Source organism: Adhaeribacter radiodurans, assembly GCF_014075995.1.
Classification (GTDB): Bacteria; Bacteroidota; Bacteroidia; order Cytophagales; family Hymenobacteraceae; genus Adhaeribacter; species Adhaeribacter radiodurans.
Genome location: NZ_CP055153.1, coordinates 5,443,999 through 5,469,513, shown reverse-complemented (window position 1 = coordinate 5,469,513; position 25,515 = coordinate 5,443,999). Strand labels below are relative to the sequence as shown.

Genomic DNA, 25,515 nt, shown 5'->3' with positions numbered 1-25,515 from the left:
GATGCAGCACTGATTATCCTCTTTTATTTTTAGAAAACTTGAAAGTCGTAGCTTCAGCTTCTATCTCTAAAATAGTCTTCTTCCTTCCGGATTGAACCCACTCAGTTAACTCCGGCTTGGAGAAATAAAGACGTTTCCCTTTCTTTGAATGAGGCAGCACTTGCTGGCTTACTAAAGTGTAAACGGTGGGTACAGCCAAATTAAGAAATTTGGCCGCTTGCTGAATAGTAAGCGGTTGCTCTGGTTCAGAATGTGTAGAAAAGTTGTTTTGCTGTAGCAGCTTTTCAATTTGGTCAACCTTTACTAGGAGTTGCCCAACCGCTTGGGGTAATTGTTCGAAAGTGATTTCCATTGTTAACAGTGTTTTATTTATATTCTGTTAGCAATGATAGAGGCTTATTATGGGTTTGTTTATTTTAGGGCAATTTGGGCAAAATCTTGGGCAAGTTGGGCAAAATTTTTTACCAATTTACCTTTGTTTTACTTGGTTTGAAATTGTCGAAGATCTGTTTATGCGTCCAATTGGTAAAGTTATCCGCAACTAAATCCATATATTTTTCTCTTTTACTTACTTCCCCCCATAGAGTTATGGCTAGGACATAGAACTCATGAAATCTTTTAATCAATAATCCTGTCTTCCTGTTGGTGTGGTTCATGGTTAATTTTGGAATTTCTTTTTCACCCAGAAATGCCCTTTCCATAAAATTGATAAATTGTTCCGGTGTAAGATGAGGTTTGCTATTTTTACTTTTTTTATCCATAAATATACGGAAATGGTTAATAACCACCTTCATGGGCATTCCTATACAAAAGGTATTCTCTGCCAACTCTAGAGAAGCTAGTTTCTGTTCTATTGTTTCGATTGTAGGATTTAATATAACTTCCATTGGGTCATTGGCAGAAGCTAACGAATGTTGTTTCAAATAGGAAGCTTTTTCTAAGTGGCGGGTAATATCCTCCATATACTTCTGTTCAGTTGTTAACCAAGCATCTAATAGGGCCACATACTTTTTTTCATCTTCATTATATTCTTCTAATAAAGCCTTTTTCTTTAGCCGGTAATTGGAATTAATAACTTGTATTATCTCCGCTGAGGGAATTGATCCTTTTTCAAAAAGTTTAGAAGTTTCCACTCTATTTAACATTTGCTTGCTCTCTTCCACCAAAGCGGCTATTGTTTCCGAATTTGTTTTAGGTTCATAAAATTCCTCCCCTAGATATATATTAAACCGGGTTTCTTTAAAAAATATATTTTTTAAATTATAGCCCTGTTGCCTAATTTCGTCCACATAAGTGATATCGGAAGGGAACGTTTTCGACCATTTTAGATACGTTTGCAAGTTAATTTCTGAATCGCGGTCCCTTTCGGCTGCTGGTTTCAAAAGCCAATCAATAAACGCTATTATCCTTTGTTGCTTCTGAATCGGGATTTCCGGAGCTTTCTGAATAAAATATTTAGTCCATTTGAGATAGAATTTAAAGCCTTTGATAGCCATTAAACTATTACCATTATAATAGATATAGTCTGTTATATCTTCATACCAATTCTCCTGAGAGATATTGTTAGTTATATGGTGCTCGGTAAAGGACAAATGTTTTAACATTCTATACCTAAAGCGCTCAAAGGTCATTTTTCTACCTTTTAATGTAGAAAGCCTCCAACTAAAGTAGTATTCCCCATCAACCAAATCTTGTTGTATCTTTTGGTGATAGTCGCAACAGTTAGGGAATCCTTTGTGCAGTTGATAACCCTTTAAGGGGTCGATGCCAAACAAAATCTTATTGTTACTTATATTCTTTACCATTCTTCCTTATATTGATCTAGATCACATTTGATTTTTAATCTCCCCACTTTCCTCTTAATAGCAAAATATATAGCAATAATTAGATGTTAAGTTGGGCATTAATCTAAAATGAATTAACTATTCATTTTAGATTAATAATATAATGTAAAAGGGAAATACTGATTTGAGATAAAAAAGGATGTACAGGCCTGTAAACTTAATTATTATAAGGATGGTAATTTCAACTAGCTGAATTAATATACTTGGATGTGTGTGCAAATTGTGTGCAAATAAAAAAAGCCACTTATCGATTTTACTCGTAAGTGGCTGATTTTAAAGCTCCCCCTCTTGGGCTTGAACCAAGGACCCCATGATTAACAGTCATGTGCTCTAACCAACTGAGCTAAGGAGGAGTTTGTGAACTCAATTAGCGTTGAATTCGGATGCAATATTAGGGCAAAAACCCGGTTCGTGCAACTGTTTGTTCGAAAAAAAATGAAAATTGTTGCATCTTCCTGATTATGAGAAAAATTAATTATTGATGTAAAGTAAGTTGCCGGTTAAAGAAGTACTGTATTGTTTTAACGGATAAGGCGAAGGACCACCCGTAACAAAGCCGTTCAAGTCGAATACAGATTGGCAGCACGAATCGGCCATGAAAAAACCGGAGGGATCCATGGAAACCTGGGCGCACTCATCAAAAGGCCGATAAGGGCAGTTACGCTCAAAAGCAAGGTAAGTATCGCCGGTTTTGTGTAGTAAGATAATGCCTTTTACGCCGCTTTTTAAATAAACATACCCGTTATCCCGGCGGAGCGAATTGTACTGGATGTTCGTTAAATTTATTTGTTCGTTTACGAGTACGTTGGGGATAATAGGATTGTCCGTGGTTTCGTCGCAAGCAGAAATACCTGCTAGCAGAAAGCCAAAAAATAAGAAGCGTTTAAGAATAGTCATAAAAACCTTTGCCGGATTTGCGTCCGTGGTAGCCGGCATCTACTTTTTGTTTTTGTATACGGCTTGGCCGAAACTTAGGATCGTGGTAAAAAGCGTCGTATAAGGCACTGGTTACCGCAAAATTAACGTCTACACCAATTAAGTCCATTAACTCAAAAGGGCCCATCTTAAAACCGGTAGCTCGCAGCAAGGCGTCGATGGTAGCTACATCGGCAACGTTTTCTTCCAGCATTTTTAAACTCTCCGTGTAAAATGGCCGCGCTACCCGATTAACGATAAACCCAGGTGAATCTTGTACCCGCACCGGCGATTTTCCTAATTGTTGCGCCATGGCATAAACGGCATCGGTAACTTTTGGGTCGGTGCCTAGGCCGGCTACTATCTCGACTAAAGGCATTACGGGAGCAGGATTGAAAAAGTGCATGCCAACTACTCTTTCGGGATGCGGGATTTTGGCAGCAATACTGGTGATAGGCAAGGAAGAGGTGTTAGAGGTCAGAATGGTACTGGGTTCATTGAAGGCTGCTAGTTCAGTTAATAAGTTTTGCTTAACCTCCAATTTTTCAATTACCGCTTCTATAATTAAATCAGCGATAACCTGTTGGATGTCGGAAGTAAAAACAATCAGCTTTTCGGCTTCGATTTTTTGCCTCGGAGTTAATTTACCTTTTTCAACTGCTCGTTGCCAGTTTTGTTCGGTTGCCCGGCGGGCTTGGCTCAGTACCGCCGGATTAATATCATATAAGATGGTAGGGCAACCTGCCTGGGCACAAACCTGGGCAATACCTTGGCCCATAGTACCGGCTCCCACTACTCCAATGGTTTTAATGTTGTAGTCGATGGTCGATAGGTCATGGTCCATAGATCATAGTTCTTATTACATGGAAATTAGTAAGTCAAATTATTTCTGTCCTAATTTAATGAAAACTATCAATCACGGACCATGACCTATGGACTATTGTCTATGGTCTGGGGCTAATATTTAAATAGATTCGAATTGCCGTAAAAACCGTACGTCGTTTTCGGTAAATAAACGCAAATCTTTAATTTGGTACTTCAGCATGGCAATACGCTCGATACCCATCCCGAATGCAAAGCCTGAATAGCGAACCGGATCGATGTTACAGTTTTTTAGTACCTCTGAGTCTACCATGCCGGAACCGCCAATTTCTACCCAACCGCTTTGTTTGCAAATATTACAACCCGCTCCTTTACAAATCAGGCACGAAATATCAATTTCAGCGCTTGGCTCGGTAAACGGAAAAAAGGATGGCCGGAAACGAATTTTAGTATCTGCCCCGAACATTTCCTGCACGAAATAATACAAGGTTTGTTTTAAATCGGCGAAGCTTACTTTTTTATCGATAAATAAACCTTCTACCTGGTGAAAAATACAATGAGCCCGGGCCGAAATAGCTTCATTGCGGTACACCCGGCCCGGTGAAAGGGTCCGGATGGGTGGTTTTTTGTTTTCCATCACTCGCACCTGCACACTGGAAGTATGGGTACGTAACAGCATGGCGGCATCTTCGCCAACAAAAAAAGTATCCTGCATGTCGCGGGCGGGGTGGTTTTCCGGAAAGTTCAGTGCCGAGAAATTGTGCCAGTCATCTTCAATTTCCGGGCCTTCGGATAGATTAAAGCCAATCCGTTCAAAAATGCGGATGATTTCTTCCCGCACTAAAGTTAAGGGGTGCCGGGTGCCCAGGGTTTGCGGTATAACTGGTAAGGTAAAATCAAATTCAATTTCAGTAGTAGCAGCGCTGGCAGCTTCCAGTTCTTCTTGTTTAGCTTTAAATTTGGCTACGGCTTGTTCTTTTAAAGCATTTAGTTCCTGTCCGTACGCTTTCCGTTGCTCCGGGGCAACGTTTTTAATACCATCAAACAAATCGGCAATCCGGCCTTTCCGACCCGTATATAAATTCCGGAATTGTTCCAACTGCTCTTTATTGGCTAATTCAAAGGTCGCCACTTCTTGGGCTACCTGGGCTAATTCTTCAAACTTCATAGACACAAATATACACTTTATCAGAATTTAGTGAACCTGCAAACTGGTATAAAAAGCTTAAATCTGGTTTCTGTAAAATCAAACACGAATAATATGGTTTATCTTTATTCTGATAGTCTGGATTTTATAGAATACGATGAAACAATTCACCGACTTTTTCCGGCTTTTTACCGGTAATTCCTACCTAGTTGGCTTATTCCAACTTGTCCAAGCTTCAACCACCTGCTACCTTTAAATCGTTCTTTAAAAAAGAGCAAAATATCTAATAATAATTCTATTTCGCATAAAATATTCAAAAAATCCGGCAGATGATGGTTCCTTTTTAAACAAACACTAAATTTTTAGGTTATACTCTGGAAACTTTGGAAACAAAAATAGTTTCCTTAGTTTTGTGCCGGAAGCAATTGAAATGGAGATCAAAGATAAAATTTTACAAGCAGCTTTTAGGCTGTTTATGCGCAACGGTATAAAAAGTGTTTCGATGGACGATATTGCTTTACATCTGGGAGTTTCAAAAAAAACGCTTTATAAGTGGTTCGAAAACAAAGACCAGCTGGTTATGGCCATGTTGCAAGACCACTTAGATAAGATGGTAGAAGACTGTGGTAGTTTTACTATTCAAGCTAAAAATGCCATTGAAGAGCTGTTTCAGATGATGCAGATGATCCGGCAACAACTGGCAGGTATGCATCCGTCGGTATTTTACGATCTGCAGAAATACCACCAACCCGCCTGGCAAGTCTGGATCACGCATAAAAATAAATTTATTCTGCAGCAAATTGCCCGGAACCTGAAAGACGGGATAGAACAAGGTTTATACCGCAGCGATTTTGACTTAGATATAATTGCCCGGTTACGACTGGCCCAGATTGAAGATGTATTTAATCCCGAAATATTTCCTCCGGATAAGTTTGATTTACAAAAAGTGCAGTTAGCCACGCTTGAACATTTTATGCTGGGTATTGCCAGTTTAAAAGGGTACAAGCTTATTAATACATATAAACAAGTTGTTGAACAAGATTAAATTATGAAAAAACAATTATTCAGTCTCCTGTTCGCAGGTATTTTCAGTTGGTCCGCCCAAACTGTTACGGCGCAGCAAGCGCCTCAGGCATTCAGCCTGCAACAAAGTATCGACTATGCCTTAGCTAATCAGCCTAATTTAAAGAATGCCCAGCTACAAAATGAAATTGCCAAAGCCCGGATCGGACAGATTCGTTCACAAGGCTTGCCTCAAATTAACGGAGCCGTGGATGTGGGCAATAACGTTGTATTGCAAAAAACGCTGATCGACCCAAACATGTTTGGCGGAGGAGGAAAACAGCAAATTACCATTACTCCGGATAATTTAAATTCCTTAAATAATGGGCAGAATGTAGTACTTGATCCGCAGTTTGTAGAATCTACAGATCCATTACCACCAACTACCCTTGCTTTTGGATTGAAATATTCTGGTTCGGCAGCTATTAGTGCCAGCCAATTGCTGTTCGATGGTTCGTACCTGATTGGCCTGAAAGCCGCTAAAGTGTATACAGATTTATCGCAGAAGCAGGCGCAACAAACCGAAATTGATGTGATTGACCAGGTTACTAAGGCTTATTACGGAGTTTTAGTATCTCGGGAACGCCTGAATTTATTAGACCGGAATTTAGAACGGCTGGAAAATCAGTTACGCGAAATTACTGAAATCAACCGGCAAGGTTTAGCAGAAAAAATTGACGTAGACCGGCTGCAGGTAGCTTATAATAACCTGAAAGTAGAAAAAGATAAAGCCACTCGTTTGGTAGAACTGGGAGTAGATTTACTAAAATTCCAGATGGGTATGGATTTGAGCCAGCCGTTGGAATTAACGGATAAGTTAGATAATGCCTTAGTAGAAGCACAAATAGTAGCTAATAGTAACTTTGACTATAGCCAGCGGATTGAATATTCTATTTTAGAAACCCAGCGCGATTTAGCCAAGCTGAATATCAAAAATAAGCAATCGGGTTACTATCCTAAATTATTGTTAAACGGGCGCTATGGTTACAGTGGGTCGAGTAATAGTTTCCGGGATTTAGCGCGTTTTGAGACGCAGGTAGCCGAAAAATTCTATCCTAACTGGTTCAATTTTGCTTTTGTTGGCGTGAGTTTACAAGTGCCGATTTTTGATGGCTTGCGGAAGAAATACGAGATCCAGGAAGCCAAGTTAAACTTAAAAACACTGGACAACGGTTTCCGGAATTTGCAGCAAAGCATTGATTTACAATTAAACCAATCGAATACCAATCTGCAGAATGCCTTGCAAGTAATTAAGTCGCAGAAAGAAAGCCTGGAATTAGCCACCGAAGTAGCCCGCGTAACCAATATCAAGTTTAAAGAAGGGGTAGGCTCTAACCTGGAAGTAATTACCGCTGAAACTGAACTGCGTCAAGCCCAAACAAACTACTACGCTGCCATTTACGATGCGCTTATTGCCAAAGTAGATTTACAAAAATCAGCTGGAACCTTACACAAATAATTTATTCAAAAATGATACGCACTAATAAAAAGATGAAAAAACAACTATCTATAGCTCTTATAGCTGCCTTAGTAGGTTTTACGGCCTGCTCGAAAGGTGGTGGCACTCCCGAGGAACAATTGGCTGCTTTAAAGAAACAGCAAGCCGAAACCCAAAGCAAAATTACAGAACTGGAAGGTAAAGTAAAAAGTACCGGTAAAACCGATGCTCCAGCCGCAGCGGCCGTGCAGGTAGTAGTACAGCCGGTGCAACCCAAAACGTTTGACCATTTTCTGGAAGTACAAGGTCGGGTAGATTTTGATAAGAACGTAGTTGTAAGCCCTAAAGTACCTGGGGTGCTTACCAGTGTGCGGGTAGACGTAGGTGACCGCGTAACCAAAGGTCAAGTTCTGGCTACTATTGATGCTTCAATTCTGGAAACCAGCGAGCAGGAACTTCTTACTGGTTTAGAGCTAGCCAAAACCGTTTTTGAGAAACAGCAACGTCTTTGGGATCAAAAAATTGGTACTGAAATTCAATACTTAACCGCTAAGAATAACAAAGAATCGCTGGAGCGGCGTCTGGCTACTTTACGTCAGCAAAAAGACCAGTATACTATTAAAGCTCCTATTAGCGGCGTAATTGATGAATTTAATCCAAAGGTTGGTGAAGCTGTAACTCCGGGTTCTCCAATGCCGGTGGCCCGAATAGTAAATACCTCCAGTATGAAGGTGCTAGCCGAAATTTCAGAAGCCAATGCGGGTAAAATAAACAAAGGCGACGAAGCTATAGTAGCTCTGCCAGACCTCAATAAAGAGTTTCCAGCTACAGTTACTGTGGTTAGTCAGGCAATAAACGCATCTTCTCGATCCTTTCCTGTGGAGTTGACTATAAAAGGTGGTTCTAAATCAGAGCTACGGCCTAATATGATAGCCTTGATAAAAGTAAAAGATTACGAAAAGCCGAAGGCCTTGGTAGTACCCGTAAACGTGGTGCAGCGAGATGATACCGGTGATTTTGTGTACGTAGCCACGAAAGAAGGTAGCCAAAATGTAGTTCGCAAAAAGAAAGTACAGACTGGTTTAAGTTATGCCGGTAAAGCAGAAGTAACCGGAGGCCTGGCCGTAAATGATCAGGTTATTACTACGGGCTATCAGAATCTGTACGAAGGTCAAACAGTTACTTTTTAAAGTAAGCCGATGAAAAAGATAAAAGATTTTTTTCCTACCAGCTGGTCCATTGACAATAAAACCAGCATTTATGTAATGACGGTGATCCTGACTATTGCGGGTGTGCTGTCTTACAATAGCCTCCAGAAAGAAAACTTTCCGGACATTGTTATCCCTACGATAATTACCGGGGTTATTTACCCGGGAACGTCGCCTTCGGATATGGAAAACCTGGTAACCCGCCCCATTGAGAAAGAAATTAAATCTTTATCGGGCGTTAAAAAAGTTACTTCTAACTCTATGCAGGATTTCTGTATGATAACGGTAGAATTTAACACCGATGTGGCAGTAGATGTGGCAAAGCAAAAGGTAAAAGATGCGGTAGATAAAGCAAAAGCTGATTTACCGCAGGATATGCCTAATGAGCCGGATGTACAGGAGGTAAGCTTTTCTGAGTTTCCGATTATGTACATTAACCTATCCGGCGATTACTCCAGCGATAAGTTAAAGCAATATGCTGAGGCTATGCAAGACCGTATTGAAGCTTTATCTGAAATTAACCGGGTAGATATTGTAGGTGCGCTGGAGCAGGAAGTACAAATAAACGTGGATATGTATAAAATGCAGGCCGCGCAAGTTACTTTCGGGGATATTCAACGCGCCATTGCTTCTGAGAATATGACTATGTCGGGGGGCTTAATTGCAGTAGGCGAAATGAAACGTGCTGTGCGAGTAGTAGGGCAATATACCGATGCGAATGAAATCGGCAACATTGTGGTAAAATCATTGCCAGGGGCCAACATCCCGCTCCGCGAAATTGCCACAGTTGTCGATGGCTTTAAAGAAAAAGAAAGCTATGCTCGCTTGGACGGTAAACCGGTTATTACCCTGAATGTGATAAAGCGGAGCGGAATGAACCTGATTGAGGCATCCGATAAAATTAATGCCATTGTTAAAGAAATGCAGGGTTCTGCGCTTCCTAAAGACTTAAAAGTAACGGTAACCGGCGATCAGTCAACCCGTACCCGGCATAGCCTGAATGACCTGATTAATACTATTATCATTGGTTTTATTCTGGTTACGGTTATTCTTATGTTCTTTATGGGTACTACTAACGCTTTGTTTGTGGGCTTATCGGTGCCAATTTCCATGTTCGTAGCCTTTATTGTGCTATCGTTCTTTGGTATTTCCATGAACATGATTGTGCTTTTTGCCTTTTTGCTGGCCTTAGGTATTGTGGTGGATGATGCCATTGTGGTAATTGAAAATACGCACCGTATTCACCACGAACATCCCTGGAGTATTGTTAAATCAGCAAAAGCAGCCGCCGGTGAAGTTTTTGTGCCGGTGCTCGCGGGTACTTTAACCACCGTTGCTCCCTTTGCTCCGCTATTATTCTGGCCGGGTATTGTGGGAGAGTTTATGTACTATTTACCGGTTACGCTTATTATAACGTTAATGGCCTCGTTGCTGGTAGCATTTATTATTAACCCGGTATTTGCGGTGTCGTTTATGGGTAAAAAAGAAGTGAACCCTGTAAAAGCGCGCAAAACGTTCCTGTATACTATGATTGGCATGGCGGTGTTTGCGGGAATTTGCTATTTGGCTGGTTTCCGGGGAGTAGGCAACCTTACCATATTTATTATGCTTTTTGTGGCTTTAAATAAATATGTGTTTACGAGTTGGATTAATTCCTTCCAAACGAAAGTACTACCTAAGTTCATGAACTTGTATGAACGTACTTTACGCAGCGTATTAAAAGGTAGCCGGCCCTGGATGGTGTTAGGTTCAATAGTTTTCCTGCTTATACTCTCGGTTGTGTTTACTGTTATCCGGCAGCCGAAAGTTGACTTTTTCCCATCAGGTGACCCGAACTTTGTTTACGCCTACTTAACGTTGCCCGTTGGTACCGATCAATCTGTCACCGACTCTTTGACTAAGGTAGTAGAGCAACGGGTAAATAACGTAATTGGTAAAAATAACCCCGATGTAGAATCGGTAATTGCAAACGTAGCTATTGGTGCCGGCGACCCTACGCAGCCGTCTTATACCGCTGAGTCGCACAAAGGTAAAGTTACCGTGGCTTTTGTGGAGTTTATGGAGCGCACCGGCCCCAATACCAAAACGTACCTGAACAAAATTCGGGAAAGCGTAAAAGGTATTCCAGGAGTAGAAATTATCGTAGACCAGGAGCAAAACGGGCCGCCGGTAGGTAAACCAATTAGTATTGAAGTATCCGGTGAAGATTTTGGTCAGTTAATTAAGGTATCTAAAGACGTAGAGCAATACATTAATTCCCTGGGAATTGCTGGAATTGAAGATTTACGTACCGATTTAGAAGATAAAAATCCGCAGATAAGCGTAGCTATCGACCGGGTACGGGCTAACCGGGAAGGTATCAGCACGGCCCAGATAGCCATTGAATTGCGAACCGCTATTTTTGGAACCGAGGCGTCTAAGTTTAAACGCGACGAAGACGAGTACCCGATTCAGGTGCGTTACGCCGAGCCTTACCGTAAAAATATCGATGCCTTAATGGATATGCGCATTACCTTCCGGGATATGTCTATGGGTGGAGCTATTCGCCAGATTCCATTGTCCTCGGTGGCTAAAATTGATTATTCTAATACGTTTGGCGGTATCCGGCGCAAAAACCTAAAGCGGGTAATTACGCTCTCCTCTAACGTGCTGGAAGGGTATAATGCCAATGAAATTGTTGGCGAGATTCAACAAGCCTTACCAAACTTTAAAGCCCCTGAAGGGTATGAAGTAAAATTTGGTGGGCAGCAGGAAGATCAAAAAGAAACAAGCGATTTCCTGGGTGTTGCCCTGATATCGTCTATTGGTTTAATCTTCTTGATTCTGGTTACCCAATTCAATTCTGTATCTAAACCGCTCATTATTTTATCTGAAATTGTATTTAGCTTAATTGGTGTACTGCTAGGTTTCTCCATATTTAACATGAATATCTCTATTGTTATGACGGGAGTAGGTGTAATAGCGCTGGCGGGTATTGTGGTGAAGAACGGTATTTTACTGGTTGAATTTGCCGATGTGCTACGTGAACGGGAAGGCTATGAGCTGAAAGAAGCAGTAGTTATGGCAGGAAAAACCCGTTTAACGCCGGTAATTTTAACGGCTACAGCTGCTATTCTGGGCTTAATTCCATTGGCTATTGGGTTAAACCTGAACTTCTTTACTCTGTTCTCTGACTTTGAACCACACTTCTTCCTGGGTGGTGATAGCGTAGTATTCTGGGGGCCGCTTGCCTGGACGATTATATTTGGCTTAAGTTTTGCTACTATATTAACCCTTTTAGTTGTACCTGCTATGTACTTGATTAGTGAACGCTTTAAGTTAAAAATGGGTCGGAAGCCGAAACACGTGCAACCAATCGAATCTCAACCGCATCTAGTAGAAGAATACAGTACACATTAATTTTATCCTGACATGCCACGTACTCAAAACATCGAGCATCAAATCATTAACATAATTAGTAAGACCAAAGAAATTAAACCTTCTCGCTTACAGGCTCACGCTAATTTAAGCCGGGAGTTTGGTTTCGATACCGTGGATGTTGTTGACATTATCCTGGAACTGGAAAAAAGTTTTAAAATAACCATTCCGGATGAAGTGCCTCTTGACACAGTTGGTGATTTTATTCATTATGTTTCTGCGCAAACGTTGCGTAAAGCGAGCTAGTACAAATTTTAAGCTTTCGTAACGAAATAATAATTATAAAATTAAGAAAGGCGAACCTTGAAAAAGGTTCGCCTTTCTTGTTAAATGAAAGTGATAAAATGAAGAACTGCTTTGGCGAGAACAAGTACTTGGCTAGTATGCATCCGTATTCGGATTTAGTAATAATTTCTCGCCTTCCTGCTTAGCGGCTACAACTACTAGCTAATAACTTGCAACCAAATTATACCCAGCGAGAGCGATTCTGAATTCCTATTTGGCACCACCCACGGGTAGTTAGCAGCAAGAAGAAAACTGGCCAGAGCTTTTAATTTTCTTACCTGTTTTAAATTTTAATCCAATCATGTAAAGTTGTTATTATTACTATTTTGCCTACGGGCATATAAAAGATTTGCGGCTAAAGAAACTTTAAAACAGAGCATTATAGTCAATATTAGGCCGTTCAACTTACTTATTAACACTGTAACTTGCGTAATCCATTATCGTACTTCTTGCATGAGAGTTTGTCCTTCAGGTTACTTTTGTATCTAAACTAATTAGCAAGAATAAATGGCATAAAATCTTGTAATCAAGTATGTCTCAGGAAGAACCTAAAGTTTATTATTCCCCGTTCAACATTGCGCATAAACAGGCTAGATTAAGTTTAAAGGCGCTTCTTTTCTGAGGAACTAACTAATTGTTATAAAGTTATAAATTTATTACAGTGTCATGGCTATTAAAAGACCTAGTTTAAAAATGCATAAAACCACAGTTTGGGTCTTTTTAGCTATAGTAATAGCTTTTGTAGTTATAACCTTAATTGCTTTAGAGAAGAGTGCAGATAGGCACGGGCGGAAGTTGATGCCAACTAAACACGGACTAGAATCAAAGAAACAAAAGAATTAGAGAAGCAAAGGTTAGGAATACTTTTAGGATTAGAAGATTGTGCTTTATAGCTTCATTAGAAGCCTAAGCATTTCTTATAGCCTATTAGATAATGACTAATGGTTTTCTGAAGACAGGACGTAAAAAGAAGAATTGAAAATTATCAAACGCTATTCCTGTCTTATAAGTATAACTGCACAAGTAATATCAACAATACTCCTTAAAGGTGATTAACAGTAAATTTTAATGGAAGGTAATAAGTTAACTTACGACGAGTTTAAAGCTATAAGCTTAAAAGATATTCCGGAAGAGCAGCATTCGCAGTGGTTAAGCGAAAATGCCATTGAACCTACTCCTCTTCTGGAAGAAGGCTGGATGGTAATTCCGAAAGAAAAGCAATTACCTGGATATAAAAACCTAGATGATTTCCAGGATTATGAACATTCGCGCGAGATCGAATAAAAATAGCTAAAGTGCCTTAAGAAAAGTTTTATCCAAGCCCAATTAGGCTCTAAATTAATGTATCTGGCAGGCTATTAACTTGCTCTTTCCAGTAACAGAGTGTAGTCCGTTAAAGGAATATTCTTTTCCTCTATGGATTTTTGCTTATAACTAATAATCCGGTTGATATAGCCTAAAGCTTGCGGAAAATTACTTTTAACATAAGAGTTGGGTATTCTTATAGTGTATTGACCATTTACTAAGGAGTAATGGGTTCTTTGTAAATCAGAAAGGGAAGTATTAGTTGTATTAGTACTTCCATCTATTTCAATTGTTATTTTATGCTCCGGAACAGATATCGTCATGATGTGCTCCTGGCTAATGTACTTCTCTAATTTTGCTCTGATACCTAAATCCTGCAATTCATGGTACAAGGCTTTTACCTGGGGTGTTACCTTAAATGATATAGGTTTAGGATAAGTAGCCGTAGCCCATATGCCATAATTTAAGTTATAATAAACAATATACGCTACCGTAAAGCAAATGATTAAAGAACCCATGATGCTAAATATATTTTATTTTAAATATATTAATAAATAATTATATATGAAAATTTAGATTAAATTTTACGCAGAAAAAGGGAGGATCAAAAAAGATAATTACCGGTTGTTTTTTGCTTCAATAAAGTAACTGCTTCACCAGCTTAAAACATCTTACAATAGGGCAGGTGTCTAAATTATGGCTTAGTTATTCAAATCTTTCACAAGCAACCTTAAATGAGTTGCTTTTATACTTAGGAAAGGATTGCTTAATTAGAATAAAGGTATTTTACGATTATTTTTTGATTGCCGAAATGCCTATAAGTTAGCGTACATATATTCCCGGTGTTGTTTCTGCTGCTTTTGTTCTTTGGGTTGCTTTTGCTTAGGCATTATCTCTTTAGCGTAATGTAAATTCTCTCTTGTAATAAGTTCACGGGTGGTGCTAGCAATAACGCCTTGACCTTCGTATAAATAACACGCTATTAAATCGGTAGGACGATTATGTTTAAATAACAACTTATAGATGGTCTGGACTAAGTAAAGTTTTCTAGTGGTAAGATCGGCAACCAAAAAATATTCTTCTGGATCGTAAAAATGGTTCATGTAAATAGTAAAGTATAAGTTTTACAATATATTAAGGGTTTGTAGTTCTATTGTTAATACATTCAAAATTTGCTATATATTAGTACTTTAGTAAGTAGCTATTCCGTTTATCTGTCATACAAATAAATTGTATAATTAGGTAATAAAATCCATTTAGAGCCATTAAATAAGCTATTATTCTATAAGTTATATAAGATTCTGATTAAATTAATATAAGCCAGGATAATTGTATTAAACTGAGTATAAAACCAATGCCCAAATCAGAATCAGACACTAATCTTATCAGACTGAATAAGTACTAAAAAAATAAATGGCCGGGCTTATATTAAAGTTAATGGTTTAAATAATAGGTAAAGCCTATAAACAATTTATAGGCCAGAAGTCTTTAGAATACGTTATTTGAAAAGTTTTTTTGTAAAAGTTCTTAATATCTGTTTTACTGCATGCTAAAAATCGCCTGGACAGAACAATATGCCCATGCTTTACCCCCGGGGCATCGTTTTCCGATGCTGAAATATGATTTACTGCCGGATCAATTATTACACGAAGGAACTATTGAATCTGCGAATTTATTTCGGCCTGAACCGTTGCCGGATAGTATTATTCTTACTACGCATGATCCTGTATACTGGCAACGTCTTCGTGATTTACAACTTACTCCCAGTGAAATCAGGAAAACTGGTTTTCCGTTGAGCCAGGAATTAGTAAATCGCGAAGTAGTAATTATGAACGGAACGGTACAGGCCGCTTTATTTGCTTTGCAATATGGTATTGCCATGAATGTAGCTGGTGGCACGCACCATGCCTTTACGAACCGGGGCGAAGGCTTTTGCCTTTTAAACGATATGGCAATAGCGGCTAATTATTTATTGCAGCACCACCTCGCTAAGCAAATATTAATTGTTGATCTGGATGTGCACCAAGGTAATGGAACAGCACAAATTTTCCAGACAGAACCGCAAGTATTTACTTTTAGTATGCACGGGAGCCACAATTATCCGTTGCAAAAAGAAAAGTCTGATTTAGATGTGCCTTTACCTGATGGAATAGAAGACGATGCCTATCTGCAGCAATTATTTGATCATCTACCACGTCTTATAGATCAGGTGAAGCCCGATTTTATTTTTTATCAGGCGGGAGTAGATATACTGGCTACAGATAAATTAGGTAGATTAAAAGTATCAATGGAAGGTTGTAAAAGACGCGACCGCTATGTGTTGGAAACTTGTAAACAGAACCACATTCCGGTTGCGGTGAGCATGGGAGGAGGGTATTCGGAACGGATTGCCACGATAGTGGAAGCGCATGCTAATACCTTTCGGCTAGCTCAGTATGTATACTTTTAATTTAAAACTTACGAGTGTTACTAATATGTTCCACTAAGTTGGCTTACGTAATTATTTTTAGTAAAAGCTGCCGAGGTTTAAAAGTGCCACAAATAGGCTGCTTTTTACTTTTAAGCTGGCGTTAAAACAAAATAATGAGAAACTTTACTATCGGTTGGTGTAGAGAATAGCTTGCCAGCGAAAGGCCCATTGCCAGCGCAACTGGTACTTAAAGAACCCGGTAGCTTTAAATAAACGAATCAATTCGGTGCGTTTAAAAGCCCTAAGTACCGAAAGTGGCGCATCATTTTTTACTAAATACGAGCGCGAAAAAAAGTGAGTTAACCATTTAATAGAGTAGTAGGCAAATGGATGTCGATGAATGTCGTTTATAATAATGGCTAACCGGGCTTGCTGTTTTAGCCGTTGGAGCAACTGCTGCAATTGGGCATCGGTAAAATGGTGACAGAATAAACTGCAGATAACAATATCGTAGTGGGTTTCCTGAAAATCAGGCGCAAAAACATCTGCCTGTAAAAAATGAATATTAGATACACCCGCACATTTTTGCTGGGCATACTTAATCATTACCGGATTAGCATCTACGCCAATTAAAGTAGCATTTACATTTTTTTCGAATGCCCAATCAGCTACATCGCGTAAGATATCGCCCCCACCACAACCTAAATCGGCAATAGTTAAATTACTTTGGAGTTCCGGATTAATTTGCCCGTTGTTCCATAAAGTATTTAAAGCTTGGGTTACTACTTCATTGCCACCCAGCCATTTGTTAATAAACTCCAGCTCTTCTAAGTTACGCCGTAAGGCAGATCCATCTACATTCGGATCGTCCATTAACTCGGGGGTAATTGAACGGTTCTTAAACATAGCACACTCTTAAAAGCATTGATTCTAATGTTAATCCAGGACCAAAAGCAAAGCTCAGTATCGGCTGGTTGTGGTGAGCCGGTGAGAGGGTCTGTAATATTGCTTTTAAAACAAATAGTACCGTAGCCGACGACATATTGCCATAATCGCGCAAAATCTCGTAGGCAAAACAATTATGTTCGGGCTGTAAATCTAATGCTTTTTCAATTGCTTCCAGTATTTTCCGCCCACCCGGATGAATAGCAAATAAATCTACGGTAGATAACTCTAAATTTAACTTTTGCAATAAGCTTTGAGTAAGAGATTTAATACCTTGTTGGATTAAATCGGGCACGTACGAGGATAAGGTCATCTCAAAGCCATGATTGGCAATGTGCCAGGCCATTTCTTTTTTACCGGCTGAGGCTAACTCGCAATGGAATGCAGCCAGTTCTAAATTTTTGTGTTTAGGGATGGGTTTACTTTGAACCAGCACAGCAGCCGAACCATCGCCGAAAATAGCATTAGATACTAAATGATCGTACTCCTGATACTTCTGAAAATGAAGGGTACATAGTTCGGTGCATACCACTAACACCTTAGCCTCCGGATTAGTCTGGCAAAAGGCATCGGCTACTTTTAAACCGTTAAAAGCGGCGTAACAGCCCATAAAATTTACCGAAGTACGCTGGGTAGTAGAAGGTAAATCTAATGCCTGAATTAAGTCAATATCCAAGCCCGGTGCATACATCCCTGTGCAGGAAACCGTAATTAAATGCGTAATAGAGCTCCGGTCAAAGTTTTTTATTTGATCCAGACAATCTGTAACGGCCGCTACCGAAAGCGGCAATGCTTCTTGCTGATACATTTCCATCCGCTGCCGCACTGTTGGAAAAGGTTCTAAATCGGGAGTATTAGGAAAAAAAGTAAATTGGCCGTTCGTAGTGGCAAAGTCGGGTAATACGGTGTAACGGTGGGCAATGCCTGTTACCCGGTATAAAGCCTTTAATTTCCGGTTTTCTTCCGCAGGTAATTGCAAGGCGGTAGCCATAAATTCGGCTGTTCGCATTTGCGCTATTTTGTGAGGGGGCGTAGCGGTACCAATCGCACAGATAAAGCTATTCATCGTGGTAGTATAAGCAAAAAAATGGGAAATTGTTTTATTACTTATTTCGCCAGATATAAATATTTACTCAAAAGCTTTTCCGTGCGTGTTTTTCATTAAAAAATGTACAGCCTGGGGCATTTGCTTTAATAAGGTTACCGTTGCTTCAGATAAAATAGGTCTACCAAACAAACCTTGAATTAACCGGCCCACCTGCAACCGGCTATTAAATTGCTTTTTCCATTGTTGGCTATAGGCTTGTTCTAATTGTAAACGGGAGTAGTGGCCTTGCAGGTAATGCGTAACCCGATCGCTGATAATTTTTGCTCCGTGAATAGCCATAGCCATACCATTGCCACATAAGGGCGTAATCAGGCCGGCTGCATCGCCGCACATTAAAATATGATTTTCAAGGCAACTCTTCGGGGCAAAAGAAATTTCGTTAATTACTTCGGGTTGTTCGTACAAAAAATCGCTTTCGTTAAATATGTGCTTTAAGTAAGGGTTTTGCTGCAACACAATTTTTTCCATTTGGGCAATAGTGCCGTGCTTTTTCAGGTTAGAGCGGGTTGTCAGGTAGCAAAAACAATATTTATCGTTTTCAATGGCCGAAATTCCGGCGTAGCCATCATTAAAGTTATGCAACGCAATTAAATTGCGCGGAAAATCGGTACGGATATGGTATTTAACGGCTAAGTAAGGCGAACGCTTCTGAAAAAAGGTTCGCTGTAAGTTCCGGTCGAGATTTGCCCGCTTACCGTAAGCGCCAATTACTAAATCAGCAGTAATTTTACGATTATCGGTTAATAACACTGAAAACTGATCATCGTTAAATTTTACATCTGAAACACTGGTGTTTAAAATAAACTCCACTCCCCGTTTTTGGGCCAGTTGAAATAAGTAATTATCCAGAGAATACCGGCTTATGCCAAACCCGCCTAAATCGAGCGGAGCTCTAAGCGTTTTACCAGCCGGTGAGCTTAGTAAAAATTGATTAATTGTAGCCGGTTGTAGCGCATCTAAATCAACCTCAAGTTTCTTTAAAAATGGTTTTACTTCGTTAGAAATATACTCGCCGCAAACCCGGTGAAACGGATATTGTTTCCGTTCAATTAAAGTTATGTGGGCGCCGGTACGTTGTAATTGCAGACTGGTAATTAATCCGGCAAGGCCGCCGCCAATAATAATTATATTTTTCAAAGTACTTGATTGTAATTTAACCTGACTTTTTGAAGGACAAGTTTGTTTTTAGATTTTGAGCAAGTAATACTAGCTAAAATACAAAAACTAATTTATTTACAATGCGTTACTTCACAAAGTAGACATATTCATGCAACTTGATTTTGATAAATAGAATATATGAAAAAAATTATACTTTTGTTTGGTGCCTGGTTGCTCTGCCTGAATATTGGTGCTCAAGTTAAAGCACCGGATTCAGAGCCGGCAAAATTACAGGTTGCGGCTCCAGCACCAGCAAATAAAGAATCAGATAAGGGAATAACAATTTTTCCTAATCCTAGTACCGGTAAAGTTTTTTTAGAACTTTCCGGTTTTAAAGGCCATCGGACCGAACTTCGGGTGTTAAATGTAATTGGTAATGTAGTACTCCACGAAAACTTTTACGAAACAGAAGATAAAACTACTAAGGTATTAGATTTAAGTAAATTCGCGAGTGGTTTGTATTACGTAAAACTGGAAGCTGACGAATACAGCGAAATTAGAAAAGTTATAATTAATTAAAACTTAAAGTATTTTATCACTTTTAAAGTAGTACAAAAGGAGCAGAAAATGCTCCTTTTATTTTTATAGCCATTTAGTAAATTAAATAGCAAAGTTAGACCTCTAAATACTTCCTCTCGTTTTTCTTGTAAAAGCATCAAAAATAGTAGTATTAACTATTTTATAATATCTGCATAATATAAAAGTAATATCCCTAATCCATATTTGCTGAAGTCGGTTTGTGTCAAAATTGCCAAGATTAATTTAGAATAAAAGGTTGCGGCTACTATCTACTTTACTATGGATATTACTTCAGCAAATGATTTTGCTTCGGCAACAAAATTAGATAAAACCAATACCCGGTTTTTAGCTCCTGTGCTTATGCGACTACTTAAATTGCATCAGCTTAACGCTGTTTACGCGGCCACCCAACATTTAAATGGCTTAGATTTTATTGATGTTGTGTTAGAGCAACTAGGTATTCAGTTTGAAGTAGACGCGAAAGAGCTGCAAAATATACCGGTACACGGAGCCTTTATCGCTATTGCCAATCATCCGTACGGTGGTATTGATGGCCTTATCTTACTAAAAATCTGGCTAGCGTACGGCCCGATTTCAAAATTCTGGCGAATAAACTATTACAAAAAATAACGAATATCGAAGATTATTTTATACCGGTAAATCCTTTTAAAACCCACGATCTGTTTAATGTGCCAGGTTTACGCAATGCCTTAGATCTCATTCATAACGATGGTCCATTGGGTATTTTTCCGGGCGGAGAAGTGTCGAGCTTACAAGCTGTGGAAGAGTATAACGTGAGTGATCCGACCTGGCAACCTGCCGTTGGTCGGCTTATTAGTAAAGCGAAAGTACCTGTATTACCCGTTTATTTTACCGGAAGTAACAGCTTCTCGTTTAATTTATTAGGCTTGGTTCATCCTTTGTTACGCACGGCCCGTTTACCCGCCGAATTATTTAACAAGCAAGGCGTTTGTATTAAAATCCGAATTGGTAAGCCAATATCTTATACTAGCTTACATGGTTTGTCTAATCCAGATTTATTGGCTTACCTCCGCGCTAAAACATATGCCCTTGGATCTTCTTTTTTCCGGCCAGCTGTGCCTACGGTGTTTAAATACGTCTCTGCGCCTAAGCCATTGCTGCCAGAAACAGATAATGAGTCCATTTTAAACGATATTAAAAATTTAAAACCCGCCAGCCATTTGTTCTCCCATCATCAATACGCGGTTTATATGGCTCGTCAAGCAGAAATGCCTTGTGTTATTCGGGAAATTGGGCGTTTGCGTGAACTTACTTTCCGGCAAGTGGGCGAGGGCACCAACCAGGCAACCGATCTGGATCAATATGATGCTCATTACTATCATCTGTTTTTATACGACCACCAGAACCACCTGATTGTGGGAGCCTACAGGTTAAGAAAAGGAAAAGAAATTTACCGGAAATTTGGTAAAAAAGGCTTTTCTACTTATTTAGCCGGTAAATTGAGCTATCAGTATATTTTAGGGCCGGTAAGTATAAGCAATTATTTCTCCCAGGTATCTAAAGCTCTAATGGTTAATTTTATTACCCAGTATTTTTTTGATGCCGAGTTAGCGCAGTATATCAAGCCCCGAAAGAAGTTTAGGTACCGATTAGCAAACCATTATCCGGAAACCTTGCTGCAAAAAAATGTACAAAACTTACATTCTCTCGACGATTTAATTGCCGAAATAGAACCGAAGCACATAGGAATACCTATTTTACTAAAGCAATACCTGAAGCAAAATGCCCGTATTATTGGCTTTAATATTGATCCTAAATTCTCGAATGCGCTGGATGGCTTAATGGTAATGCGAATAAGTGACTTACCCGCTGCCACCGCTTGTATGTTGGAACGTATTCCCCTACCCGATAGTAATCATCCCGAAGAATATCGCTGTTATTTTCTCGCAGGTACTCCACCCAGGTATATAAAATCTTAATTTTATTAGTATAGTTATTATCACGGGTTAGGTTGTTTTTTATACGAAATTTTGTTCATTTTTGTGAGAATTGAATCTTGGGTTTCCGACCTCAGGATAAAGCTCATTGTGTATGAAAAACAGACCGGTTACCATTAAAGATATTGCGCAGCAGTTAAATATATCGGTTTCTACAGTTTCTAGGGCTTTACGGGGTTCGCCGGATATTAATGCGGATACAAAAAAAGCTGTATTGGATTTAGCCGCCGAGTTAGATTACCAGCCTAATTCTATTGCTTTAAGTTTAGTAAAAAGTCGTACTAATATTTTAGGGGTTATTATTCCGGATATAGCTGTCCAGTTTTTTGCTTCGGCTATAAGTGGCATTCAGGAAGTTGCTTCGGCGGCTGGTTTTAACGTAATGATTTGTCAGTCGAACGAGTCAGAACAAACAGAAATAAATAATATTCAGGCTTTGCTATCGAGCCGGGTAGCGGGATTAATTGTGTCGGTGTCTGGGAGTACGGTTAGTACCGAACATTTTAAAATGCTCCAGAAAAAAGGAATTCCTTTAATTTTATTCGACCGGGTATGCGATGATATTGAAGCCTCAAAAGTAATTGTAGATGATTATCAGGGAGCCCTAGCTGCTGTTAATCATTTAATAGCCGTTGGTTGTAAACGGATTGCTCACCTAGCTGGGCCAGAAAAACTACAGATTACCGCTAACCGCAAAAATGGCTACCTCGACGCCTTGCGCCAGAATAATATTCCGGTGGAGGAAACCTTAGTGAAGCACGTAGATTTTGACCGGCAGAAATCCATAGATGCTACTAACCATTGGATTCAATCAGAAAACCCGCCCGATGGAATTTTTGCTATTAGCGACCGGGTAGCTATTGGGGCGATGCTGGCAATAAAAGCCGCCGGATTACGTATTCCGCAGGATATTGCTTTGGTGGGTTTTGGGAACGAAGCTACTTCATCTATTTTAGATCCGGCGTTAACTACCGTTATGCAGTATCCCGTAGACATGGGAAGAGCAGCCGCCCGTTTGTTTTTAGAGCAAATAGAAGCAGACCCGGAGGATTTTACTCCGCAAACTATTGTATTAGAAACTAAATTATTAGTAAATAAATCTTCAGATAGAAGCCTGATAAAATAGGAATTGTTTAAAGAATCACTACGCTTATGTACCGCCTGAAAAGTTTAATTCTGTCTTTGTTTATTAGCTTATTATTGTTTGTTGGCTCTCTGCAAGCGCAGGATTTTCAGAAATGGGAAAAAGAAATTTCAACTTTAGAGCAGCAAGATAAACTAAGTGCGCCTCCGCGCAAACCTATTGTGTTTACTGGTAGTTCGTCTATTCGGCTTTGGAAAACCCTCAATCAGGATTTTCCGGGTAAAAAGATTTTAAACCGGGGTTTTGGAGGTTCTCAGACTTTTGAAGTAGTACACTTTGCCGATCGTTTGATTTTGCCTTATCATCCGAAGCAAGTAGTAATTTACGTAGGCGATAACGACTTGGCCGCCGGTAAGACTCCCGAACAGGTTATGGCTGATTTTAAATCTTTGTTTCAAAAAATCAGAGAAAATAATCGAAAGACTAACATCACCTTTATTTCAATAAAACCTAGCCCATCCCGCAAAAACTTAATCCCAGTTATTACCCAAACCAATCAGCTCATCCAACAATACCTGGCTGCACAAAAACACGCTACTTATGTGGATGTGTACAGCCGAATGTTATTACCATCCGGTAAGTTTAATCCATCTCTCTATCGCGCTGATAGCTTACACATGACGGATGCGGGCTATCGCATTTGGGCAGAAGCGGTGCGTCCGGTATTAAAGTAGAAGCTTGCTTATTTCTATCTTTAGATTACGTCAGAAAATTGCTGCATTTGTAAGTTGTTAACTAGCTTTTATAGAAAATAATTAATATTTAATAGTATAAAATAATTTTTTTAAGACAAAATTTTCTAAAAAGTTAAGTTTAAATAAAGTAATTATTGAAAAAATGATATTCGTTCATTAAAATTATTAACTCTAAAGCCGACTATTTTTGCTGATAATAAACAGCTGGAATTTCCTACAGAGAACGAGCATAATAAGGTTTAACTAGGTATATTTTGTATTTTTCTAATTAAAATTGCATTATTTTTGCTAAATAACTAGAACGGTATTACATTTGTTTGATTAATAGCAAATTTAATTAGTAAGAACAAAGAAAATGATCGAAGTTAGAACTTTTAGCTTTAGCCTCAGAGTAGAAAAGAATAATACAAATAACAGCCAGTGCAATGGTAACTATTATTTAGTATTATCTTGTGAAAGCCCCTTTGATACCAATAAGTCTTTTTCTGAAGAATTTTTGTCTGATTCAGACTTAACTCCATTCTATAGCTTTGGCGATATAGCCCGGTTTGCTGAAGAAATGGCTACTTTTTGGAAAATCCGGTTATTAGTTAATCCTAAGTTAGATTTAACCCGGCTCGAGGAGATTGCGGATTTGTGGAGTAAATTACTTCGCCAGTTAACCAGCGAACTTACTCTTAAAGAAGTAGCTTAATTTAACCTAACAACTCAGTATCAAGCTCGTCTTATTCTTTCTACTAAAAAATATTGCCTTTAAATTTATAGTAATTTTACGTTTTAATTAGGAGAAAGAATCTGTTTGATAGCTCCGTAGAATTTGATAAATCATCTAGAAAACAATACTGGTGAAAGTTAGGCCGTAAAATATAGAACAATAAATTTAGTTTACTTTGTCTTTTCCTTTTCCAGTAAAATAGTTTTACCCGATTGTGCTGAACGGCGCGCAGCATCCAAAATTTCTACTACTATTACATTATTAGCCAAAGAAGATAAATTATAATCATCATTAGGTTTTATATCGTTGCGGACTACAGCCGTTAAATACCGGAACGGATCGTTATAGGGTGCTTGTAAAGAAGCGGTCTGATAGGGTTTAGCAGGTTCATCGGGCTTTAAGCGCAATTGCATATGCGTATTATCTAAGGCAAATACGGCCCCGGCTTGTCCGTAAATTTCTAAATCTTTGCGGCTGTACGGCCAGTTCCAGGAAGCTTGAATAATGCCCTGCGCTCCCGGATACGTTACCAAAATAGTAGCTTCATCGTCTACTTTAGGATAAATTTCGGGTTTAAGTTGTTGGGTAACTGCTGTAACCGATAATGGGCGCTGGCCTTGCATGAGCCAGGTAATTAAGTTTGCCCCGTAGCAGCCAAAGTCGATAAGCGCTCCGCCCCCGTTTTGTACCGGGTCTGTTAACCAGGCCAGGAACTCGGGACCCACTCCAATTTCTTTAGGTCCTTGGTGACCATCGTGTACCACCATTTTCCGGATAGAACCAAGTGATTTATCGGTATGAATAATGTCGTAAGCTTTGTGATTGCTGCCGTACCAGGTAGTCTCGTAATTGGTAAGCAAATGAATCGGGTGCTTGCGGACGAGCACTTCCATCTGGCGGGCATGATCCAGGCTTACCGCCAAGGGTTTTTCTACCATCACGTGAATGCCGCGCGGCGCGCAAGCCTGAACTACCGCTAAATGATTGTAAATGGAATTAAAAGCCGTAACCGCTTCGGGTTTGGTTTTAGTAAGCATCACATTTAAATCAGAATAAATCAAGCTCGCTGGTAAATTATATTTTTTAATATAGCGTTGAGCCAATTCGGCATCCGGTTCGGCAATGCCAATAATCTCGATATCGCCGCGTTTGTTACTTTCAAATACCCAACCTACGTGACCGTGTACCAGACCTGCTACTCCAACTCGCAAGGGTTTGGATGATTTTACCTGGCTTAAAGCAGCTATATTTTGGCAAAAAAGAAAAACAAGAAGGAAACCGAAAAAGGCACTAACAGAATTCATAAGCGAGTGGCTATAGATTTGTGTTCTGTAAATATAAGTTCAAAAAATCAAGGCGCTACTAAAATAACAGTTTTCATTTAGTTATAGGAGTGGTA

At 39.3% G+C, this 25,515-nt stretch carries 23 protein-coding genes, 1 tRNA gene and 1 pseudogene; 13 read left to right on the top strand and 12 right to left on the bottom strand.

Annotated features, from left to right (window positions below):
• Positions 1-13: 13 nt before the first annotated feature.
• The 6 genes from HUW48_RS21830 to pheS all read right to left on the bottom strand — a co-directional run bounded on the left by HUW48_RS21830 (position 14) and on the right by pheS (position 4,749).
• Complete coding sequence (locus HUW48_RS21830) at positions 14-352, bottom strand: helix-turn-helix domain-containing protein (protein ID WP_182412944.1); 339 nt, start codon at positions 350-352, stop codon at positions 14-16.
• 109 nt (positions 353-461) lie between these two features.
• Positions 462-1,805 carry a hypothetical protein gene (locus HUW48_RS21825; RefSeq protein ID WP_182412943.1) on the bottom strand — a complete coding sequence of 448 codons (1,344 nt, stop codon included), beginning with the start codon at positions 1,803-1,805 and terminating at the stop codon, positions 462-464.
• A 318-nt stretch (positions 1,806-2,123) separates the two neighbouring features.
• Positions 2,124-2,197: transfer RNA gene (locus tag HUW48_RS21820), tRNA-Asn, on the bottom strand.
• Between the two features lie 118 nt (positions 2,198-2,315).
• On the bottom strand, positions 2,316-2,741 hold the full coding sequence (locus tag HUW48_RS21815; RefSeq protein ID WP_246343577.1) for a Rieske (2Fe-2S) protein: 426 nt from the start codon (positions 2,739-2,741) through the stop codon (positions 2,316-2,318).
• A complete protein-coding gene (locus HUW48_RS21810; RefSeq protein ID WP_182412942.1) occupies positions 2,728-3,603 on the bottom strand; it encodes a 3-hydroxyacyl-CoA dehydrogenase NAD-binding domain-containing protein in 876 nt (291 codons plus the stop codon). Before HUW48_RS21810 ends, HUW48_RS21815 begins: the two co-directional genes overlap by 14 nt.
• Before the next feature lie 120 nt (positions 3,604-3,723).
• Positions 3,724-4,749 carry a phenylalanine--tRNA ligase subunit alpha gene (gene pheS, locus HUW48_RS21805; RefSeq protein ID WP_182412941.1) on the bottom strand — a complete coding sequence of 342 codons (1,026 nt, stop codon included), beginning with the start codon at positions 4,747-4,749 and terminating at the stop codon, positions 3,724-3,726.
• Between the two features lie 391 nt (positions 4,750-5,140).
• Here pheS and HUW48_RS21800 point away from each other — a divergent pair, with 391 nt between their 5' ends.
• The 6 genes from HUW48_RS21800 (at position 5,141) to HUW48_RS21775 (ending at position 13,422) form a co-directional block, all read left to right on the top strand.
• Complete coding sequence (locus HUW48_RS21800) at positions 5,141-5,773, top strand: TetR/AcrR family transcriptional regulator (RefSeq protein ID WP_246343575.1); 633 nt, start codon at positions 5,141-5,143, stop codon at positions 5,771-5,773.
• Between the two features lie 3 nt (positions 5,774-5,776).
• Positions 5,777-7,249 (top strand): TolC family protein, encoded by a 1,473-nt coding sequence (locus HUW48_RS21795; RefSeq protein WP_182412940.1) that lies wholly within the window; start codon positions 5,777-5,779, stop codon positions 7,247-7,249.
• 32 nt (positions 7,250-7,281) lie between these two features.
• Positions 7,282-8,418, top strand: coding sequence for an efflux RND transporter periplasmic adaptor subunit (locus tag HUW48_RS21790; RefSeq protein ID WP_182412939.1), 1,137 nt, complete (start codon positions 7,282-7,284; stop codon positions 8,416-8,418).
• A 9-nt stretch (positions 8,419-8,427) separates the two neighbouring features.
• Positions 8,428-11,835 (top strand): efflux RND transporter permease subunit, encoded by a 3,408-nt coding sequence (locus HUW48_RS21785; protein ID WP_182412938.1) that lies wholly within the window; start codon positions 8,428-8,430, stop codon positions 11,833-11,835.
• A 12-nt stretch (positions 11,836-11,847) separates the two neighbouring features.
• Positions 11,848-12,099 carry an acyl carrier protein gene (locus HUW48_RS21780; protein WP_182412937.1) on the top strand — a complete coding sequence of 84 codons (252 nt, stop codon included), beginning with the start codon at positions 11,848-11,850 and terminating at the stop codon, positions 12,097-12,099.
• Positions 12,100-13,206: 1,107 nt separating this feature from the next.
• Positions 13,207-13,422: a hypothetical protein gene (locus tag HUW48_RS21775; RefSeq protein WP_182412936.1), complete on the top strand. Its 216-nt coding sequence runs from the start codon at positions 13,207-13,209 to the stop codon at positions 13,420-13,422.
• A gap of 74 nt (positions 13,423-13,496) precedes the next feature.
• Here HUW48_RS21775 and HUW48_RS21770 read toward each other — a convergent pair whose 3' ends face one another.
• Both HUW48_RS21770 and HUW48_RS21765 read right to left on the bottom strand, forming a co-directional pair.
• Positions 13,497-13,961, bottom strand: coding sequence for a hypothetical protein (locus HUW48_RS21770; RefSeq protein WP_182412935.1), 465 nt, complete (start codon positions 13,959-13,961; stop codon positions 13,497-13,499).
• A gap of 297 nt (positions 13,962-14,258) precedes the next feature.
• Complete coding sequence (locus tag HUW48_RS21765; protein WP_182412934.1) at positions 14,259-14,546, bottom strand: hypothetical protein; 288 nt, start codon at positions 14,544-14,546, stop codon at positions 14,259-14,261.
• Between the two features lie 443 nt (positions 14,547-14,989).
• Between HUW48_RS21765 and HUW48_RS21760 the strand changes: the two genes are divergently transcribed.
• Positions 14,990-15,892 carry a histone deacetylase family protein gene (locus HUW48_RS21760; RefSeq protein WP_182412933.1) on the top strand — a complete coding sequence of 301 codons (903 nt, stop codon included), beginning with the start codon at positions 14,990-14,992 and terminating at the stop codon, positions 15,890-15,892.
• A 147-nt stretch (positions 15,893-16,039) separates the two neighbouring features.
• On the opposite strand, the gene HUW48_RS21755 is transcribed toward HUW48_RS21760, so the two are convergent.
• From HUW48_RS21755 to HUW48_RS21745, 3 genes and pseudogenes are all read right to left on the bottom strand, one after another.
• Positions 16,040-16,759, bottom strand: a complete 720-nt coding sequence (locus HUW48_RS21755) for a methyltransferase domain-containing protein (RefSeq protein ID WP_182412932.1) — start codon at positions 16,757-16,759, stop codon at positions 16,040-16,042.
• On the bottom strand, positions 16,752-17,864 hold the full coding sequence (locus HUW48_RS21750) for a type III polyketide synthase (protein WP_182412931.1): 1,113 nt from the start codon (positions 17,862-17,864) through the stop codon (positions 16,752-16,754). Before HUW48_RS21750 ends, HUW48_RS21755 begins: the two co-directional genes overlap by 8 nt.
• Positions 17,865-17,927: 63 nt before the next feature.
• Positions 17,928-19,073 (bottom strand): annotated as a pseudogene (locus HUW48_RS21745) (NAD(P)/FAD-dependent oxidoreductase); the annotation flags it as partial.
• Positions 19,074-19,202: 129 nt separating this feature from the next.
• Between HUW48_RS21745 and HUW48_RS21740 the strand changes: the two are divergent.
• From HUW48_RS21740 to HUW48_RS21715, 6 genes are all read left to right on the top strand, one after another.
• The gene (locus tag HUW48_RS21740; RefSeq protein WP_182412929.1) at positions 19,203-19,583 is read left to right on the top strand and encodes a T9SS type A sorting domain-containing protein; all 381 of its coding nucleotides are present in this window, start codon (positions 19,203-19,205) and stop codon (positions 19,581-19,583) included.
• A 279-nt stretch (positions 19,584-19,862) separates the two neighbouring features.
• Positions 19,863-20,213: a GNAT family N-acetyltransferase gene (locus HUW48_RS21735; protein ID WP_182412928.1), complete on the top strand. Its 351-nt coding sequence runs from the start codon at positions 19,863-19,865 to the stop codon at positions 20,211-20,213.
• A 59-nt stretch (positions 20,214-20,272) separates the two neighbouring features.
• Positions 20,273-21,544, top strand: a complete 1,272-nt coding sequence (locus tag HUW48_RS21730; RefSeq protein ID WP_182412927.1) for a lysophospholipid acyltransferase family protein — start codon at positions 20,273-20,275, stop codon at positions 21,542-21,544.
• A gap of 112 nt (positions 21,545-21,656) precedes the next feature.
• On the top strand, positions 21,657-22,688 hold the full coding sequence (locus HUW48_RS21725; protein ID WP_182412926.1) for a LacI family DNA-binding transcriptional regulator: 1,032 nt from the start codon (positions 21,657-21,659) through the stop codon (positions 22,686-22,688).
• Between the two features lie 26 nt (positions 22,689-22,714).
• Positions 22,715-23,380, top strand: a complete 666-nt coding sequence (locus tag HUW48_RS21720; protein ID WP_246343573.1) for an SGNH/GDSL hydrolase family protein — start codon at positions 22,715-22,717, stop codon at positions 23,378-23,380.
• 376 nt (positions 23,381-23,756) lie between these two features.
• On the top strand, positions 23,757-24,095 hold the full coding sequence (locus tag HUW48_RS21715) for a hypothetical protein (RefSeq protein ID WP_182412925.1): 339 nt from the start codon (positions 23,757-23,759) through the stop codon (positions 24,093-24,095).
• A gap of 191 nt (positions 24,096-24,286) precedes the next feature.
• On the opposite strand, the gene HUW48_RS21710 is transcribed toward HUW48_RS21715, so the two are convergent.
• Complete coding sequence (locus HUW48_RS21710; protein ID WP_182412924.1) at positions 24,287-25,420, bottom strand: Gfo/Idh/MocA family protein; 1,134 nt, start codon at positions 25,418-25,420, stop codon at positions 24,287-24,289.
• Between the last annotated feature and the right edge of the window lie 95 nt (positions 25,421-25,515).

Excerpts from the sequence above, each read along its gene's own strand:
- HUW48_RS21830 (WP_182412944.1), bottom strand. The coding sequence starts at position 352 with ATGGAAATCACTTTCGAACAATTACCCCAAGCGGTTGGGCAACTCCTA.
- HUW48_RS21825 (WP_182412943.1), bottom strand. The coding sequence starts at position 1,805 with ATGGTAAAGAATATAAGTAACAATAAGATTTTGTTTGGCATCGACCCC.
- HUW48_RS21815 (WP_246343577.1), bottom strand. The coding sequence starts at position 2,741 with ATGACTATTCTTAAACGCTTCTTATTTTTTGGCTTTCTGCTAGCAGGT.
- HUW48_RS21810 (WP_182412942.1), bottom strand. The coding sequence starts at position 3,603 with ATGGACCATGACCTATCGACCATCGACTACAACATTAAAACCATTGGA.
- pheS (WP_182412941.1), bottom strand. The coding sequence starts at position 4,749 with ATGAAGTTTGAAGAATTAGCCCAGGTAGCCCAAGAAGTGGCGACCTTT.
- HUW48_RS21795 (WP_182412940.1), top strand. The coding sequence starts at position 5,777 with ATGAAAAAACAATTATTCAGTCTCCTGTTCGCAGGTATTTTCAGTTGG.
- HUW48_RS21790 (WP_182412939.1), top strand. The coding sequence starts at position 7,282 with ATGAAAAAACAACTATCTATAGCTCTTATAGCTGCCTTAGTAGGTTTT.
- HUW48_RS21785 (WP_182412938.1), top strand. The coding sequence starts at position 8,428 with ATGAAAAAGATAAAAGATTTTTTTCCTACCAGCTGGTCCATTGACAAT.
- HUW48_RS21780 (WP_182412937.1), top strand. The coding sequence starts at position 11,848 with ATGCCACGTACTCAAAACATCGAGCATCAAATCATTAACATAATTAGT.
- HUW48_RS21775 (WP_182412936.1), top strand. The coding sequence starts at position 13,207 with ATGGAAGGTAATAAGTTAACTTACGACGAGTTTAAAGCTATAAGCTTA.
- HUW48_RS21770 (WP_182412935.1), bottom strand. The coding sequence starts at position 13,961 with ATGGGTTCTTTAATCATTTGCTTTACGGTAGCGTATATTGTTTATTAT.
- HUW48_RS21765 (WP_182412934.1), bottom strand. The coding sequence starts at position 14,546 with ATGAACCATTTTTACGATCCAGAAGAATATTTTTTGGTTGCCGATCTT.
- HUW48_RS21760 (WP_182412933.1), top strand. The coding sequence starts at position 14,990 with ATGCTAAAAATCGCCTGGACAGAACAATATGCCCATGCTTTACCCCCG.
- HUW48_RS21755 (WP_182412932.1), bottom strand. The coding sequence starts at position 16,759 with ATGTTTAAGAACCGTTCAATTACCCCCGAGTTAATGGACGATCCGAAT.
- HUW48_RS21750 (WP_182412931.1), bottom strand. The coding sequence starts at position 17,864 with ATGAATAGCTTTATCTGTGCGATTGGTACCGCTACGCCCCCTCACAAA.
- HUW48_RS21740 (WP_182412929.1), top strand. The coding sequence starts at position 19,203 with ATGAAAAAAATTATACTTTTGTTTGGTGCCTGGTTGCTCTGCCTGAAT.
- HUW48_RS21735 (WP_182412928.1), top strand. The coding sequence starts at position 19,863 with ATGGATATTACTTCAGCAAATGATTTTGCTTCGGCAACAAAATTAGAT.
- HUW48_RS21725 (WP_182412926.1), top strand. The coding sequence starts at position 21,657 with ATGAAAAACAGACCGGTTACCATTAAAGATATTGCGCAGCAGTTAAAT.
- HUW48_RS21720 (WP_246343573.1), top strand. The coding sequence starts at position 22,715 with ATGTACCGCCTGAAAAGTTTAATTCTGTCTTTGTTTATTAGCTTATTA.
- HUW48_RS21715 (WP_182412925.1), top strand. The coding sequence starts at position 23,757 with ATGATCGAAGTTAGAACTTTTAGCTTTAGCCTCAGAGTAGAAAAGAAT.
- HUW48_RS21710 (WP_182412924.1), bottom strand. The coding sequence starts at position 25,420 with ATGAATTCTGTTAGTGCCTTTTTCGGTTTCCTTCTTGTTTTTCTTTTT.